Origin of the sequence: Acinetobacter pragensis (genome assembly GCF_001605895.1) — a bacterium.
In the GTDB taxonomy this organism is placed as follows: domain Bacteria; phylum Pseudomonadota; class Gammaproteobacteria; order Pseudomonadales; family Moraxellaceae; genus Acinetobacter; species Acinetobacter pragensis.
This window is the reverse complement of record NZ_LUAW01000022.1, coordinates 44,988-60,066: the sequence shown is the minus strand read 5'-3', so window position 1 is coordinate 60,066 and position 15,079 is coordinate 44,988. Positions and strand designations below refer to the sequence as shown.

Annotated in this window: 11 protein-coding genes; 8 read left to right on the top strand and 3 right to left on the bottom strand. The window is 47.5% G+C overall.

The window, feature by feature from the left end; genetic code table 11:
- Nucleotides 1–6: 6 nt before the first annotated feature.
- The 5 genes from AZH43_RS10170 (at nt 7) to AZH43_RS10150 (ending at nt 5,570) form a co-directional block, all read left to right on the top strand.
- On the top strand, nt 7–1,590 hold the full coding sequence (locus AZH43_RS10170; protein WP_067669314.1) for a helicase HerA-like domain-containing protein: 1,584 nt from the start codon (nt 7–9) through the stop codon (nt 1,588–1,590).
- Nucleotides 1,591–1,740: 150 nt separating this feature from the next.
- Complete coding sequence (gene hmpA / locus AZH43_RS10165) at nt 1,741–2,949, top strand: NO-inducible flavohemoprotein (RefSeq protein ID WP_067669312.1); 1,209 nt, start codon at nt 1,741–1,743, stop codon at nt 2,947–2,949.
- Nucleotides 2,950–3,037: 88 nt separating this feature from the next.
- Entirely contained in the window at nt 3,038–3,481 is a 444-nt protein-coding gene (locus AZH43_RS10160; protein WP_067669310.1) for an RrF2 family transcriptional regulator, read from the top strand.
- A 97-nt stretch (nt 3,482–3,578) separates the two neighbouring features.
- Complete coding sequence (yihA, locus tag AZH43_RS10155) at nt 3,579–4,463, top strand: ribosome biogenesis GTP-binding protein YihA/YsxC (RefSeq protein ID WP_067669308.1); 885 nt, start codon at nt 3,579–3,581, stop codon at nt 4,461–4,463.
- A 162-nt stretch (nt 4,464–4,625) separates the two neighbouring features.
- Entirely contained in the window at nt 4,626–5,570 is a 945-nt protein-coding gene (locus tag AZH43_RS10150) for a metal-dependent hydrolase (protein WP_067669388.1), read from the top strand.
- Nucleotides 5,571–5,801: 231 nt separating this feature from the next.
- Here the strand turns inward: AZH43_RS10150 and AZH43_RS10145 are convergent, their stop codons facing one another.
- Together AZH43_RS10145 and AZH43_RS10140 are read right to left on the bottom strand one after the other, a co-directional pair.
- Nucleotides 5,802–7,049, bottom strand: coding sequence for a dicarboxylate/amino acid:cation symporter (locus AZH43_RS10145; protein WP_067669306.1), 1,248 nt, complete (start codon nt 7,047–7,049; stop codon nt 5,802–5,804).
- A gap of 175 nt (nt 7,050–7,224) precedes the next feature.
- Nucleotides 7,225–8,097 carry an acyl-CoA thioesterase gene (locus AZH43_RS10140; RefSeq protein WP_067669304.1) on the bottom strand — a complete coding sequence of 291 codons (873 nt, stop codon included), beginning with the start codon at nt 8,095–8,097 and terminating at the stop codon, nt 7,225–7,227.
- A gap of 285 nt (nt 8,098–8,382) precedes the next feature.
- On the opposite strand from AZH43_RS10140, the gene plsB reads away from it, so the two are divergent.
- Both plsB and AZH43_RS10130 read left to right on the top strand, forming a co-directional pair.
- Nucleotides 8,383–10,956: a glycerol-3-phosphate 1-O-acyltransferase PlsB gene (gene plsB, locus AZH43_RS10135; RefSeq protein WP_067669302.1), complete on the top strand. Its 2,574-nt coding sequence runs from the start codon at nt 8,383–8,385 to the stop codon at nt 10,954–10,956.
- 327 nt (nt 10,957–11,283) lie between these two features.
- Nucleotides 11,284–11,853, top strand: coding sequence for a hypothetical protein (locus AZH43_RS10130; RefSeq protein ID WP_227509810.1), 570 nt, complete (start codon nt 11,284–11,286; stop codon nt 11,851–11,853).
- Nucleotides 11,854–12,109: 256 nt separating this feature from the next.
- Here the strand turns inward: AZH43_RS10130 and AZH43_RS10125 are convergent, their stop codons facing one another.
- Nucleotides 12,110–12,883, bottom strand: coding sequence for an NAD(P)H-binding protein (locus tag AZH43_RS10125; protein ID WP_067669298.1), 774 nt, complete (start codon nt 12,881–12,883; stop codon nt 12,110–12,112).
- A 56-nt stretch (nt 12,884–12,939) separates the two neighbouring features.
- Between AZH43_RS10125 and recG the strand changes: the two genes are divergently transcribed.
- Complete coding sequence (gene recG, locus AZH43_RS10120) at nt 12,940–14,985, top strand: ATP-dependent DNA helicase RecG (RefSeq protein WP_067669296.1); 2,046 nt, start codon at nt 12,940–12,942, stop codon at nt 14,983–14,985.
- The last annotated feature ends 94 nt before the right edge of the window (nt 14,986–15,079 follow it).

Here is a 15,079-nt window from a genome sequence, read left to right as displayed (position 1 = left end):
CAGTTTATGGGAACACCACTCGTCATCGCCAAAAAAACAGCCGATACACAGCAAGCTATCGTGCTGCATTCAGAATTCGCCAACCGCCACGGCTTAATTGCGGGCGCAACCGGTACGGGTAAAACCGTCACCTTAAAAGTATTGGCGGAAAGCTTTTCCAGAATTGGTGTTCCTGTCTTTTTAGCCGATGCCAAAGGCGATGTATCCAGCCTCGCCAAAGCCGGCGAAAGCAATGCCAAATTTGATGAACGCATCAAAAGCCTGAATATTGAATCCATTCCCTTTGCCGCGTCCCCGGTGGTGTTTTGGGATTTATTCGGGGTTCAAGGCCATCCGATCCGTACCACCGTGTCAGAAATCGGCCCTTTGCTGCTGGCGCAAATGCTGAATTTAAATGATACGCAGGAAGGCGTGCTCTCGGCTGTTTTCCGTATTGCAGATGATCAAGGCCTGCTGCTGATTGACTTTAAAGACCTCAAAGCCATGATCAGCTATGTCAGCGAGCATGCCGCCGAATTTAAAGCAGAATATGGCAACCTCTCCCCTGCCAGCCTTGGTGCAATTCAGCGCAATCTGCTGGCGCTGGCGGATCAGGGCGGTGATCACTTCTTCGGCGAACCCAGCCTGAATATTCTCGATTTTATTCAGACGGATAACCAAGGCCGAGGCAACATCAACCTGCTGGCTGCAGATAAGCTGATGAACACGCCAAAACTGTATGCAACCTTCTTATTGTGGATGCTCTCAGAACTGTTTGAGCAGCTGCCCGAAGTCGGAGATATGGATAAGCCTAAACTGGTTTTCTTCTTTGATGAGGCGCATTTGCTGTTTGACAATGCCAGTACGGCACTGCAGGAAAAAATTGAGCAGGTTGTGCGCCTGATCCGCTCGAAAGGCGTCGGCATTTATTTTGTTACCCAAAACCCGCTGGACTTGCCAGAAAGCGTTTTAGGGCAGTTGGGCAACCGTGTGCAGCATGCGCTGCGGGCCTTTACGCCGAAGGATCAGAAAGCGGTAAAAACCGCGGCCGATACTTTCCGGGCCAATCCTGAATTTAAAGTCGATCAGGCCATTACCGAGCTGGGCGTCGGAGAAGCTCTGATCAGCTGCTTAGATGAACAAGGCACACCGCAAATGGTTGAGCGCGGCTGGGTCATGCCGCCCTACTCTTGTTTTAGCCCGATCAGCCCTGAAGAGCGCAAAGTGCTGATGGCGCAAAGTATTGTCGCCGGCATTTATGAACAGACGCTTGACCGCGAAAGCGCCTTTGAACTGCTGCAAAACAAAATTGCAGATCGCCAGCAGCAAGCAGTTCAGGCGGAGCAGGAAAAAGCGCAGGCTAAAGAACAGGATGCATTGGCCAAACAGCAGGCCAAAGATCAGGCGGCTTTAGAAAAACAGCAAGCGCGCGAGCAGGAGCGGCTGGCGCGTGAACAGCAAAAAGAAGCCGAACGTTCAGCGAAGCAGCGTGAAAAGCTGATTCAAGATACCGTGGGTACTTTTGCCAAAAGCGCTGCCCGCAGTTTGGGCGGCAGCACTGGACAAAAAATTGTCCGCGGGCTGCTGGGCTCCTTATTCGGCAAGAAATGATCTAAAGCGCCAATCAAAAAGCATTAAATTATGGGATATTTTTATATCCCATAATTTTTTTATGGTTTTTACTGCATTAGATATTGCGCTTACATTTTATAAGATGTATTTTAAATACATCTTATAAATAACAGCCATGAGAGATCAGCTATGACTCCGCAGCAAATTGACCTTGTAAAAGCCACTGTTCCTGTACTTCGCGAAAATGGTGTCGCGCTGACCGGTTATTTCTACAACCGCATGCTGGGCAATAATCCAGACTTGAAAGAAACCTTCAATATGGGCCATCAGCGCAGCGGCGCGCAAGCACAAGCCTTGGCTGGCGCAGTATTGGCATATGCCGAAAATATTGAAGACCCGTCTGTGCTTTTACCTGTAGTGGAGCTGATCGCTCACAAGCATGTCAGCCTGAACATTCAGGCGCCGGATTACAATACCGTAGGTGAAAACCTTCTGCACTCCATCAGTGAAGTGCTCAGCATTTCGATGGAAGACCCGCTCATTGATGCATGGGCGGCTGCATACGGCCAACTGGCAGATTTATTCATCAGCACAGAAAAAGCCATTTATGCGCAGCATGAGCAAACCAAAGGCAGCTGGCTAGGCTGGCGCAATTTCAAAATTGCTAAAAAAGTGGTGGAAAGCGATGAAATTACATCGTTCTATTTAGCGCCTTCAGATGGCGGCGATTTACCAAAATACGAAGCGGGCCAATATATCTCAGTGCGTGTTTTTGTGCCGGAGCTTGGCTTAAGACAGCCTCGCCAATACACCCTTTCTACCAGCCCTCAGGCAGACTACTTGCGCATTTCGGTAAAACGCGAAGATGAAAAAGGCAGCTTGGCGGCAGGCTGGGTATCCAATACCTTGCACAGCCTTGCGGAAGGTTCTGAAATAGAAGTTTCTGCACCTAATGGAAATTTCTACTTAATTGCCCCGAATAAGCGCAATGTATTCATCAGCGGCGGCGTAGGCCTGACCCCAATGATTGCAATGCTGAATCAGCTGGTCACTTTAGATATGCTGCAGCCTGTGACGTTCATTCATGCCTGCCGCAGCAAGCAGGTTCATGCCATGAAGCAGCATGTTCATGATTTGAAGGCAAAATATCCACGCTTAAATACAGTGACTGCCTATGAGTTCCCGCATGCCAGCGACAAATTAGGTGAAGATTACGAAATCGAAGGCCGTCTAGACCTCAGCAAAATTGACAGCGCTTTACTGCCGGCAAATGCAGACTATTACCTGTGCGGCCCGATGCCATTTATGGCTGAACAGCACAAAGCCTTGGTTGCCCGCGGTATTCCAGCTGAGAACATCCACAGCGAGGCTTTCGGCACAGGCGGTGTTAAGCACTAACTTGCGCGTCAGCCTGAAATAGACAGAGGGTTAGTTTAGGTATGCTAGACTAACCCTAATTTATTTCCCCCAAATTTACAGTATTATCATGCAGCTGAATAAATTCACCGATTACGCATTACGAGTTTTGATGTATATCGCTCAGCCCAAAGAGATGCCGTATACCATTGCGGAAATTGCAGAAAGCCTGAATGTCTCGCAAAATCATTTGGTGAAAATTGTGCATTTCATGGCGAAACAGGACTGGCTGATCACCTCTCGCGGCAAAGGCGGCGGCATTCGCCTCAACCCGCAAGCCCTGACCTTGCAGCTGGGCCAGATTGTTCGGATCCTGCAGCGCGAAACGCCAATTGTCGAGTGCAATACACCCCCTTGCGTCCTGCGCAGCAACTGCGGGCTGAAAGGCATTTTAGATCAAGCCATGGAACAGTTTTATCAAACATTGGATCAATATACGCTGGCTGATGTGCTGAGTACTCCGCCGTCATCAAAATACACCACTCACTCGCCAATTCAGATGATCAATCTTTAATTCTGCTTGCTCCTCTGCATAGTATTGATCAAAGTTCGCTTGACCGAACGACTTCCTTTATAATAGCTGCTTGTAAATCAGTCATTGAAGTTAAGTTATGCATCAGCACAGAGGAAAATCCAGAAACAGTAAGACAGCAAATGCGCCTAAGCAAAAGATCAGCTATGAAAAAAAGGCTGATCCTGCCATTACTGAATACTCTGAACGCGCTCTGAATTGGCTGCGCAGAGCTGAATTCTTAATGAGTGCGCCTAAACTGAATTTATGCGTAGAAGATACAGGCTATGAAATTGCTTTTGCTGGCCGCTCCAATGCCGGCAAGTCCAGCGCTATTAATGCGCTGACCAACCAAAAGCAGCTGGCGCGTGCATCGAAAAAACCCGGCCGCACCCAAATGATCAACTTTTTCAGCCTGGGAAACCCTGACCAGCGCTTGGTCGATTTGCCCGGCTATGGCTATGCCGCCGTGCCCGAAGCCATGAAAATTGTCTGGCAAAAAGAGCTGGAAAATTACCTAATTCACCGTGAAAGCCTGCAAGGGCTTGTTCTGCTGATGGATATCCGCCATCCCTTGCAGCACTTTGATATCATGATGCTGGAATGGGCGTATTCACGGAAGCTGTTCGTGCATGTGCTGCTGACCAAATCAGATAAACTGAACCGCGGCCCAGCGTCTAAAGCGCTGCAGGAAGTGAAAGCGCAGCTGAAAAAAATGAAGCTGCAGTTTTCGATTCAGCTGTTCTCATCGCTGAATAAAGAAGGCCTACAGGAATTGGCCAGTGTCATGGGCGGGCGCTTAAACTTCACATTGGAGCAGTCTGTAGCGTTTGACTTAGACAGCATTCCTGATGCCGAAGCAGATGACGGCGAGATGGATAATGACGAGTTCGAACATGATACGGACGATGAATTTATCGATGAAGCGCTTGAAGATGCTGCAGCCTTAGAGGAAGAGCAGATGCCGGAGGCTGACAGCAAATAAACCTCAGCGGCGTTTTGTCTGACAAAAAGCATCATGTTTTGATATTAAATGTCCTGTATTGCTAATCACAATACGGGATTTTTTTTTCATACTGGGCCCATGATACGCAGCGCCAAAATTGAATCACTCAATGCACGGCGCGCAAAAAATAAGGATATTTTCATGACCCTGCTCTCCCGCCTTAAAAAAACAAAAATCGGCTCATCTATCCGCTACAGCATTAAACCCCGGAAAGTGAAATTTGAATGGCAGGATACGCCTGTCGACTGGATTCCGAACCAGCCCTTTGTCAGTTACTTCGTCAATGAAATCAATATGATTCTTCCTGCGGGTGAATTTTGGTTCTGCCGCCTGTATAACAAAGTCCTGCCTAAAATTACCGATGAAAAACTGGCTGAAGACGTCAGGGCCTTTATCCGCCAAGAAGCGATGCATGCTCAAGCCCACAGCTCCGCCAACAAAGAATATCTTACCCTTCAGCATATCGATGTCAGCCGTAATCTGAAAGTCATGGATTATCTTTTTGGCACCATGCTGGCGGATCAGCCCATGGGCCTGAAAGTACCAAAGGCCTTAGAACATCAATGGGATCTATTCCGCCTTGGGATTATTGCCACGGTTGAACACATGACCTGTGTACTGGGTAAATATGTCCTGTACAACAAAGAATGGGAACGCTTAGGCGCAGATCCAAACATGCTGGATTTGGTGAAATGGCACGGCGCTGAAGAAATTGAGCATCGCACTGTCGCATTTGATCTTTATCGCCACTTAGGCGGCGGCTATATCTCACGTTACTATCAAAGCGTCATTGTGATTGCTGCCGTACTGGGCCTTTGGGTGGATGGCGCAGCGCATATTATGAAGCAAGACCCGCGGTATGCATCGATTAAGCCAGCCGTATATAAGCCTTGGATTTGGCGCGAATGGGCGCGTATTGCGCAAAAAGACAATCGCATGATGCCGCATCCGCTGTGGCTGGTTTCACAACAGCTCGGCTATCTCATGCCTTGGTACGATCCAGTGCATGAAGCCAAAACAGAAGATGCGATTGCTTATTTAGACCAGTCGCCCGCTGCCAAACGCGCTGTGCTGAAAGTCGCTTAAGGCACTGCATATCCAAATTTAAAAGCAGGGTTTGGCCCTGCTTTTTTTGTATCTCGTAGATGCCCTGAGCCACATTGCCCCCTGCCTAACCATCAGATGCTGCAGCAGATTCAAGTAGGCGCCCAAAAAGTGCCTGCACAGCCCATTTTTTACGGCAGCTATGCAAGGCTATTTTCAAGGCGTAGATATGTCTGCGGGAAACTGCAATCCTCAGTTCAATTCAAACTGCGTTTAATTCGATACTGCAGGCTGTTCTAAATCTTTGGTATGGCGGTCCACCACCACGCTGATCATCATATCGCCCTGCACATTCACTACTGTGCGCACGGTATCCAGCAAACGGTCGATCGGCAGCAAAATTGCAATGGCTTCGGCAGGCAAGCCCACCGACTGCAGCACCATAATCATGGTGACCATACCTGCGCTTGGAATGCCGGGCGCGCCCAGTGATGCAATCATTGCGGTCGCGCAGACAATCAGCTGCTGGCCCAGACTTAAATCCAGCCCCATTAAATTGGCAATAAACAATGCCGCTGCCGCTTCATATAAAGCGGTGCCATCCATATTCAGCTGCGTGCCTAACGGAATCACAAAACCTGCCGTTTGCGGCCGCACGCCCAAATTTTCCTGCGCGCACTTCATTGACAGCGGCATGGTGGCAGAGCTTGAGCTGGTTGCAAATGCCGTAATGAGCGCTGCACGCGTGCCTTTAAAGAACGTCATCGGACTCATTTTGCCAAAAATCCACAGCAGCAGCGGCAGCACCACAGCGCCATGAAAAATAGTCGTTCCCGTCACTACGGCCGCAAATTCAGCCAAGCGGCTTAGCACCGTAATATCTTCAGTCGAAATCAATTTAGCCAGCAGCGCAAAAATACCGAAGGGCGCCAGCTTCATTACCCAGCCAATCATCAGCATCATGATGTCGAAAAACTGCTGGCTGAGCTTGCGCACGCTGCGGAATTTATCTCCGCCTTTGACCAGCGCCGCGCCAATGAATAAGGCAAACACCACCACAGCCAAAACATTGCCTTCAGCAAAAGCTTTAAACGGATTGATTAAGGTATTTTGAATAAAGTTGGTAAAGAAGGATGCTGGCGTTAAGGTATCAGGGGTCTGATGCTGATTCATCGCATCCTGAAACATCACAATATCCACACCCTTGCCCACTTGGAAAATATGCGCGCACGCCAAGCCCAGAATCAGCGCTAAAGTAGTGGTGGTGACGCAGCAGGCCAAGGTGATTTTCCATACCCGGCTGAGCTGACCGCCTGCCTGGAGGTTAGATACCCCCACCACAATAGAACTGAAAATTAAGGGAATCAGCAGCATTTTCAGCAGGCCGATAAATACGCTGCTGATGATGCCCAAACCGTATAGGCTGGCATCAAAAAATTGAGTTTGCGGAAACAGGTTCAGTAAAAAACCAAAGGCCACGCCCAATATCGCGGCTATTAAAATCTGTGTATTCAAGCTCATGGCATATGCTTATTGATATCTTCCTGCTGGCACTATGCCATGCCGAACCTGCAGAATCGAGAATTTTTTTGTCACAAGCTCAGCATAAATCCATCTATTTAAATGCTGTTTGAGCGCTAAAACCAGCCGTAAAAAAACCGGAAATCATTTCCGGCTTTTTGAGTCTGCATGATCTTTACTGCGTTTCAATTTCACGCAGACGGATTAAGCCTTCCTGCGTGGTGCTGCAGACCAATTCGCCATTTTGCCACATGCGGCCAAAATTCAAACCGCGTGAATTGGCGCTGACTGTTGCATCCATGTCATACAGCATCCACTCATCGACGCGGAAGGGCTTATGAAAATACATGGCATGGTCAATGCTGGCGCATTGCAGGCTTGGCGATAAATAACTCAGCCCGTGCGGACGCAATGCGGTGGTCATTAATGTGAAGTCTGAATAAAATGCGGCAATCGCCTGATGCAGCGATATTTCATCAACCTCAGCCGCGATCTGATCATGCGTGCGCAAATAATGCGCATAGGTCGGCGCTTCCGGCTGCGGCTGATACGGATTGCTTGGATTGATCGGGCGGATTTCGATATGGCGGTCGCGCATAAAGCTGGCGCGGACATTTTCCGGCACAAATTCTACGATTTGCTTTTTCAGCTCGGCTTCATTTTGCAAAGTTTCCGGCGCAGGAAACTCCGGTTCTGAAATTTGATAATTCAGCCCTTCTTCCGCGCCTGCGAATGAAATCATCGCGGTAAAAATAGTCCGGCCATGCTGAATGGCGCGAACTTGGCGGCTGACAAAGCTTTTACCGTCACGCAGGCGGTCGACTTCATAAATGATCGGGGCATGGATATCGCCGCCATATAAAAAATAGGCATGCAGTGAATGCGCTGGACGGTCTGCTGTATATGATGCAGCCCGCAAAGCCTGCCCTAGAACCTGCCCGCCAAAAACCCGCTTGCCAACCAAATTGCGGCTTTGGCCGCGGAAAATATTTTCTTCCAGCTTTTCCAAACTAAGCAAATCTACCAGTTCTTGTGTTAAGGCATTCATAAGCAACCTATCAAATGTGGGATAGCCCTAAGTCAGGCAAAAAACAATGGGTGCAGCATACGCTTATATTGCCATAAATCCAGAGTAAATCCCTAGAGATTGGTTGACTGCCGTGTCACATCGCCTTTTTTTAATAATCTTATCAAAATACGCTTTTTAACGATAAAATCTTACACTTAGCCTGTGAATTATCAGAAAATAGCATACTGATTTTCAGTACAATGACGCAAAATAGCCGGCCGCCGCTGTATTTCTGATGCTTGGGCCGTTTAACTAGGAGTTTGTATGTCCAAAAGTGGTTTTGGTCAAATGTATAGAAAGCTTTCCAGTAAGCTTCTTGACCTTGTCGTAACCCCGCACGTTCTAGGAGAAGTCCCTGCTGAACCGGCAGTGCCCGCTCAGAGCGAAGACAGCGCAAGCTCCCCGCAGAAAGTTGTGTGTTATGTACTGCTGAATCATTCCCGCAGCAATGCGCTGGTGGTAGATGGCGAAACACGCCGCCTGAAGCTTCAGCCTGCGCTGAACCCTTTAGTGCTGGGCAGCCATTCAGAAAAAGCCTCTGTGCTTTTTTTACAGCACCGTGATGAAAACAATCTGCTGAACCCGCCGCCGCATGCATTTCCGCCGCGCTTATTGCGTTTAATTGAAGCCTTAGAAAAGCAGCCCGAGCTAGATGTAGAACTGATTCCTGTAACCCTGCTGTGGGGCCGTGATCCAGAAAAAGAAGATTCTTGGCTCAAGCTGTTATTTACCGATACCTGGTCAACACCCAGCAAAATCAAGCAGCTGGTGAATATTGGCTTGCATGGCCGCCAAACCTATATCGAATTTCATGACGGCCAGTCTTTACGTGAACTGATTGCCCATGCAAAAACCACGCACCCGAATTCCTCCCCAGCCACCTTTATTACCAGCGCGTTAAATGATTATTTAGACGCGCAGCGGGAAGTAGTACTTGGCCCCGATTTATCGGACCGCCGCAATGTCATGCATGGCCTGATTAAAGCGCCGGATGTGCAGGATGCGATTCGCCGTGAAAGCATCCGCGGAAAAGTCAGCATGGTTGAAGCTGAACGGCGCGCCATTGGCTATTTAAACGAAATTGTTTCTGACTATTCGCATTCGACCGTGCGCTTTGCCGATGTAGCCCTGACCCGCTTATGGACACAGCTCTATGACGGCGTTGAAGTGCATAACTTCAGCACTGTGCGTGAATTGGCGAAAGATTATGAAATTATCTATACCCCATGCCACCGCAGTCATATTGACTACCTGCTGCTGTCTTACGTCATTTATAAACGCGGCTTAATGGTGCCGTACATTGCCGCCGGCGATAACCTGAACATGCCTTTTGTCGGTCAAATTCTGCGTGGCGGCGGCGCCTTTTTCATCCGCCGCACCTTCCGCGGCAACGGCCTTTACACCACCGTATTCAAAGAATATTTATACAGCATTCTGTCGCGCAACACGCCAATTGAGTACTTCATAGAAGGCGGGCGTTCACGGACCGGCCGCCTGCTGCCGCCTAAAACCGGCATGCTGGCCATGACCGTGCACAGCCACTTGCGCGGACGCGCCAAACCGATTGTGTTCTTGCCGACCTACGTCGGTTATGAACGCCTGATGGAAGGCGCAACCTATGTCGGCGAAATGAACGGCAAGCCCAAAGAAGGTGAATCCATTTTAGGCATTGTGAAAACCTTGCGTAAAATCGAACGCATTTTTGGCAAAGTGCATGTGAACTTCGGAGAGCCGGTATTTTTGGATGATATGCTGAAAAAGCATGGCGCAGACCAAATTACCGTAGACCGCAATGATGCGCCAATTCCGCAAGAAGTGTCTGATGCCGTAAACAGCTCGGCGCATGCCATTTTAGAAAACATTAACCGCGCTGTCGTCATCAACCCAGTTTCCTTGCTGTCACTTATTTTGCTGGCGACAGCCAAACATACGCTGGATGAAGAAATCTGCGTAAAACAGCTGGATACTTACCGCAATTTGCTGACCGCGCTGCCTTATGATGAGCGCATGCAAGTCACCCCGCTGTCAGGCAAAGAAATTATCGCGTATGGCTTGAAACTCAAGCTGATCAAGCGGGTTAAGCATGTCTTGGGCGATATTATTGCCATTGCAGACAATCAAGCTGTGCTGCTGACTTATTTCCGCAACAATATTCTGCATGCCTTTGTCTTGCCATCGCTGATTGCCGCATTGGTCGAACATAACGGTTCGATCCGCCGCGGTGATTTAATCAATGTCATCCGTACGCTGTATCCGTTCTTAAAAGCTGAACTGTTCCTAAAATGGCAGGATGAAGAGCTGAAAGATCAAATCTGCGCATATGCAGACGCATTGATTCAAGCCAAGCTGATTTCAGAAGATGCTGAAGGCAATCTGCTTTCGCCACTGCCGAACAGTGAAGATCACAATCAGCTGGTGGTATTGGCGGCACCTGTCATGCAAAGCCTAGAACGCTATTACATGACGCTGGCTTTAATTACTCAGCGCGGTTCAGGCAATATTTCGACCCGTCAGGTGGAAGAGCTGAGCCATTTAGTCGGTCAGCGCCTGTCTGTGCTATATGAATTTAATTCGCCTGAATTCTTTGATAAGGCGCTGTTCCAAAGCTTTATTAAAGTACTGACCGAGCAAGGCTATATCGACAAAAATGAAGAAGGCGCTATTGTCTTTGACGATAACTTCAAAAATGTCGCACAGTACGCCAATTTGGTTTTGGATGATGTGACCCTGCAAATGCTGCAGCATATCACCACCTTCAGCGATGATGAACTGAAAGATACCTTGGATAAGGTAGCCGCTGAACAGGCGAAAAAACGCCTGAAGCGCAAAAAGAAGTAAAAGCCTTATTCTCCTTCTAAGAAATATGCAGCACTACTGCGCAAGGAAGAAGTTTCTTATGAGCTGCTAATCAAGCATTGATTAGCAGCTCAAGTAAAGACTGGTATTAGGGGGAAAAATTTTTATAAGATTGCCCCTCATCCTGATCTGTTTAGCCATACAAAGCCATAAGCAAATAAAATCATAAAGGATTTCGTATAATCGCCATTATGTTAAATAATCATATTTCAAAAAAATTGATAGAAATATAGTTTAAATTAGTGATCTAAGTCATTCAGACTATTAAAAGCAATGAAAATAAAAAATTATCGCCCGTCTAAAGGTTTTATGTGGACTTTATTAATCATCATTTTGATGGCATGGATAGTTCCTAAATGTATTCCTTTAACTAAGAAAAAGCAGGATTCTCTTATTCGTTCAAATATAGAAAGACAGAGGCTTAGATTGGCTCAAGAGTTTGACATAGTTAAACCAGAGGAACGCGCAAGATTACCTAAGTTTGATTCTCGAAAGTATGCTCTAGAAAAGCGTAATGGCCGATTTTGGTTAATACCAAGGCAATACTATGGTGATACTGGATTTAATATAAATTGGCCTGATACTGTAAATGAAATATTGGGGAAAAAATGGAAAAATGAATTTGGTTATGGGACTTTTTTTAAAATTTCTATGTATTCACCTCAATACTATTATGGAGATTTGAATACTTTTAATCATGAATCGTGTAGCGCTAAAACAGGTCGTTTTAAATGGAATGGGATTCTTATAAGAATCTATAATGCCCATTTTGTTTATGTTACTAATGAACAATACTTAGATATCTGTTTAACAGCGTTAAAAATATTAAATGAGGAAATAAAGGAAATAAAGGAAATAAAGGAACTAAAGGAAAATTGATTAACCCTAAAAATACTAACTTCACTCTTTATTATAAAAATTAAGGTTTTCTACAATTAACATAATACGCGTTATACGAAACAGCCTATTTTAGCCAATTTAAATCAAATACTTAAATCTATACATTCCAAAATTAAGCATACGAAAGCGCGTTTTATATGATTTTTCATGTTTCACACGCTTTTTTTGATTTAATTCTTCCATCTTTTTATAAGCTAAATTACAAAATATTTTCACGGCGCAAACTGACAGCACATTAAAAATCTTTATGCTCCAGCTCAAAACCACTTTCCACCATCCGCGCTGCATAAATCCTTTTCCCTGCTTCCTTCTGACTTTCTAAAACCAACTCAGGCAAACTCAATGACCGTTGAACACTTAAAATTTTTTCATGCAAAGGTTGCGGTGTGTTATTGGTACAAATATATGATTTTTCTGCATGTTCCACGTGAAGCAAATGCACTAAGAATCTCGCAAGGTCATCAATATGGATGCTGTTCGACCACTGTATATTCGGATAGTTTTGCGTAGTTTCCGCCAGCTTTACCATACGCGCAGCAGATGTTCCGTAAATTCCTGTCGGCCGAACAATAACACATGCAGCAGGATAAGCCTGCTGATACAGCTGTTCCATTTTTAAGAGCAGCCTGCCCTGTGCATCTATCGGCTTGGGCGCAGTATCATCATCAACACGCTCACCGCCATTTTCGCCATAGACCCGCGTAGAAGACACTACGATGATACGCTGAACCGGATGAATTTTTAACGCTTGGATAATAGGTAAAACCGTATCAACATAAGTCTGCTGATAGGCTTCGATTGTCGATGCGCTTGGTGACAGCAGCACATACACAGCATCTACTGGCGCAATATTATCCAAATCTAAAGCATGCACATCCTGAATCAGGTGCTTGGCGAAAGCATCCGTTTTCGGGCTACGGCTGATTGTGGTAATTTGGTGGCCCTGCGCAAATAACTGTTTTGCAGCGCGCTGAGATGTTTTACCATAACCTATAAATAAAATATGCATTTAGCACCTAATCACAGACCGGATCACGTTATCGGTCACAATCATACTGAGGGGAAATGGCTGCTGTCCATCAACTGCAAGGCGTAGGAAACGCTGCTGCCGCACTGCTTGAAAAACTGAATATTTTCACGACCGATGATTTACTGTTTCATTTGCCGCGTGACTATGAAGACCGCAGCACAATTATCCCAATGAATCAGCTGACTGTCGGACGCAGCTATTTGCTGGAAGGGATTGTCAAAAGTGTGGACTTTCCGCCCGGAAAACGCAAATCTATGGCCGTGCTGCTGGATGACGACTCCGGCAAAGTGACGTTACGCTTTTATCATATTTATAAAGGCATCACTGACCGCGCTAAAATGGGCAGCCGCCTGCGGGTCTTTGGAGAGGTGCGTGTCGGCGCGCGCGGGCTAGAAATGTATCACCCCGAATTGCAGCTGATCACCGAGCATACCCCGCTGCCGCAGACACAGCTGACCGCAATTTACCCTGCGACCGATGGGCTAACCCAGCCCAAACTGCGCGAATATGTCAAACAGGCGCTGCTGAACCACAGCGACAGCCTGCCTGAACTGCTGCCGCAAAAATTCACCAATGGCTATGCGCTGAAAGAGGCGCTGGATTATATTCACCATCCGCCCGTTAATGCCAATATGCTGCAGCTGACCCAAGGTTCGCATGCCGCGCAGCAGCGTTTAATTTTTGAAGAATTAGTCGCCCATCAAGTCAGCCTGCTGACACGGCGCGCCTATATTCAGCAGATTGAAGCGCCGTCTTTTAGCCCGAGTAAAACCTTCGCCAAAGCACTGCTAGGCAGCTTGCCTTTTGAAATGACTGGCGCGCAAAAGCGGGTATCAAAAGAAATTACGGCTGATTTAAAACAAAATAAACCTATGCTGCGGCTTGTTCAGGGCGATGTCGGCGCGGGTAAAACACTGGTGGCTGGCGTGGCTGCCTGCCATGCCCTAGAAGAAGGCTGGCAAGTCGCATTGATGGCGCCTACTGAAATTTTGGCGGAACAGCATTATCTGAATTTTAAAAAATGGTTTGAACCTTTGGGTCTCACAGTTTCTTGGCTGTCCGGCAAGCAAAAAGGCAAAGCCCGCGCTGCTGCCGAACAAAGCATTCAAGACGGTTCAGCCAACCTCGTTGTCGGCACACATGCCCTATTTCAAGACAATGTCGCCTTTGCAAAATTGGGCCTCGTGATTATTGATGAGCAGCACCGCTTTGGCGTAGATCAGCGCTTAGCATTGCGCAATAAAGGCTTAAACGGCATGACGCCGCATCAGCTGGTGATGACCGCCACCCCAATCCCCCGCACTTTGGCCATGTCTGCATATGGCGACCTCGACACTTCTGTCATTGATGAACTGCCGCCGGGCCGCACCCCGATTCAAACCGTGACCATTCCGCTGGACCGTCGGGAACAAGTCCTGCAGCGCATTGCCACTAACTGCGCCGAAGGCAAACAGGCCTATTGGGTCTGCACCTTAGTAGAACAGTCTGAAACACTGGATGCGCAAGCCGCAGAAGCCACTTTTGCCGAAATGAAAGAACGCTTTCCCGACCTGAACATCGGCTTAGTGCACGGCAAAATGAAAGCCGATGAAAAGCAGTCCGTGATGCAGCAGTTTAAAAATAATGAACTGCAATTGCTGATTGCCACCACGGTCATTGAAGTCGGCGTGGATGTGCCGAACGCGTCTATTATGGTGATTGAAAATGCTGAACGCTTAGGCCTGTCTCAGCTGCATCAGCTGCGTGGACGGGTGGGCCGCGGCGCTAAAGCCAGCTTCTGTGTACTGCTGTATAAAAATCCGCTGTCTCAAAATGGTCAGGAACGTTTGCGCATCATGCGGGAAACCAATGACGGCTTTCTCATTGCAGAAAAGGATTTGGAACTGCGCGGGCCGGGTGAACTCTTAGGCACCAAGCAAACAGGCGATATGGGCTTTCGGGTGGCTAAGCTGGAACGCGATAACCATCTGCTGAATCAGGCGCACTATGTGGCGCAGCAGGTTCTAACCCATTATCCCAAAAATGCAGAGGCTTTGCTGAAACGCTGGCTGCCTGAAGCGCCGCGCTATGCTTATGTGTAGCAAAGTCAAACCAATATAAAAGCGACGAAAACACAATGCAAAATGATTCAAGGATGAGTCACCGCATTTAAAACCCGCTAAAATAGCGCCTGCA

Bases quoted from the DNA above. Each gene is read 5' to 3' on its own strand.
- AZH43_RS10170 (WP_067669314.1), top strand. From the start codon at position 7: ATGGGAACACCACTCGTCATCGCCAAAAAAACAGCCGATACACAGCAA.
- AZH43_RS10130 (WP_227509810.1), top strand. From the start codon at position 11,284: ATGTGGACTTTATTAATCATCATTTTGATGGCATGGATAGTTCCTAAA.
- hmpA (WP_067669312.1), top strand. From the start codon at position 1,741: ATGACTCCGCAGCAAATTGACCTTGTAAAAGCCACTGTTCCTGTACTT.
- AZH43_RS10145 (WP_067669306.1), bottom strand. From the start codon at position 7,049: ATGAGCTTGAATACACAGATTTTAATAGCCGCGATATTGGGCGTGGCC.
- recG (WP_067669296.1), top strand. From the start codon at position 12,940: ATGGCTGCTGTCCATCAACTGCAAGGCGTAGGAAACGCTGCTGCCGCA.
- AZH43_RS10125 (WP_067669298.1), bottom strand. From the start codon at position 12,883: ATGCATATTTTATTTATAGGTTATGGTAAAACATCTCAGCGCGCTGCA.
- AZH43_RS10150 (WP_067669388.1), top strand. From the start codon at position 4,626: ATGACCCTGCTCTCCCGCCTTAAAAAAACAAAAATCGGCTCATCTATC.
- plsB (WP_067669302.1), top strand. From the start codon at position 8,383: ATGTCCAAAAGTGGTTTTGGTCAAATGTATAGAAAGCTTTCCAGTAAG.
- yihA (WP_067669308.1), top strand. From the start codon at position 3,579: ATGCATCAGCACAGAGGAAAATCCAGAAACAGTAAGACAGCAAATGCG.
- AZH43_RS10160 (WP_067669310.1), top strand. From the start codon at position 3,038: ATGCAGCTGAATAAATTCACCGATTACGCATTACGAGTTTTGATGTAT.
- AZH43_RS10140 (WP_067669304.1), bottom strand. From the start codon at position 8,097: ATGAATGCCTTAACACAAGAACTGGTAGATTTGCTTAGTTTGGAAAAG.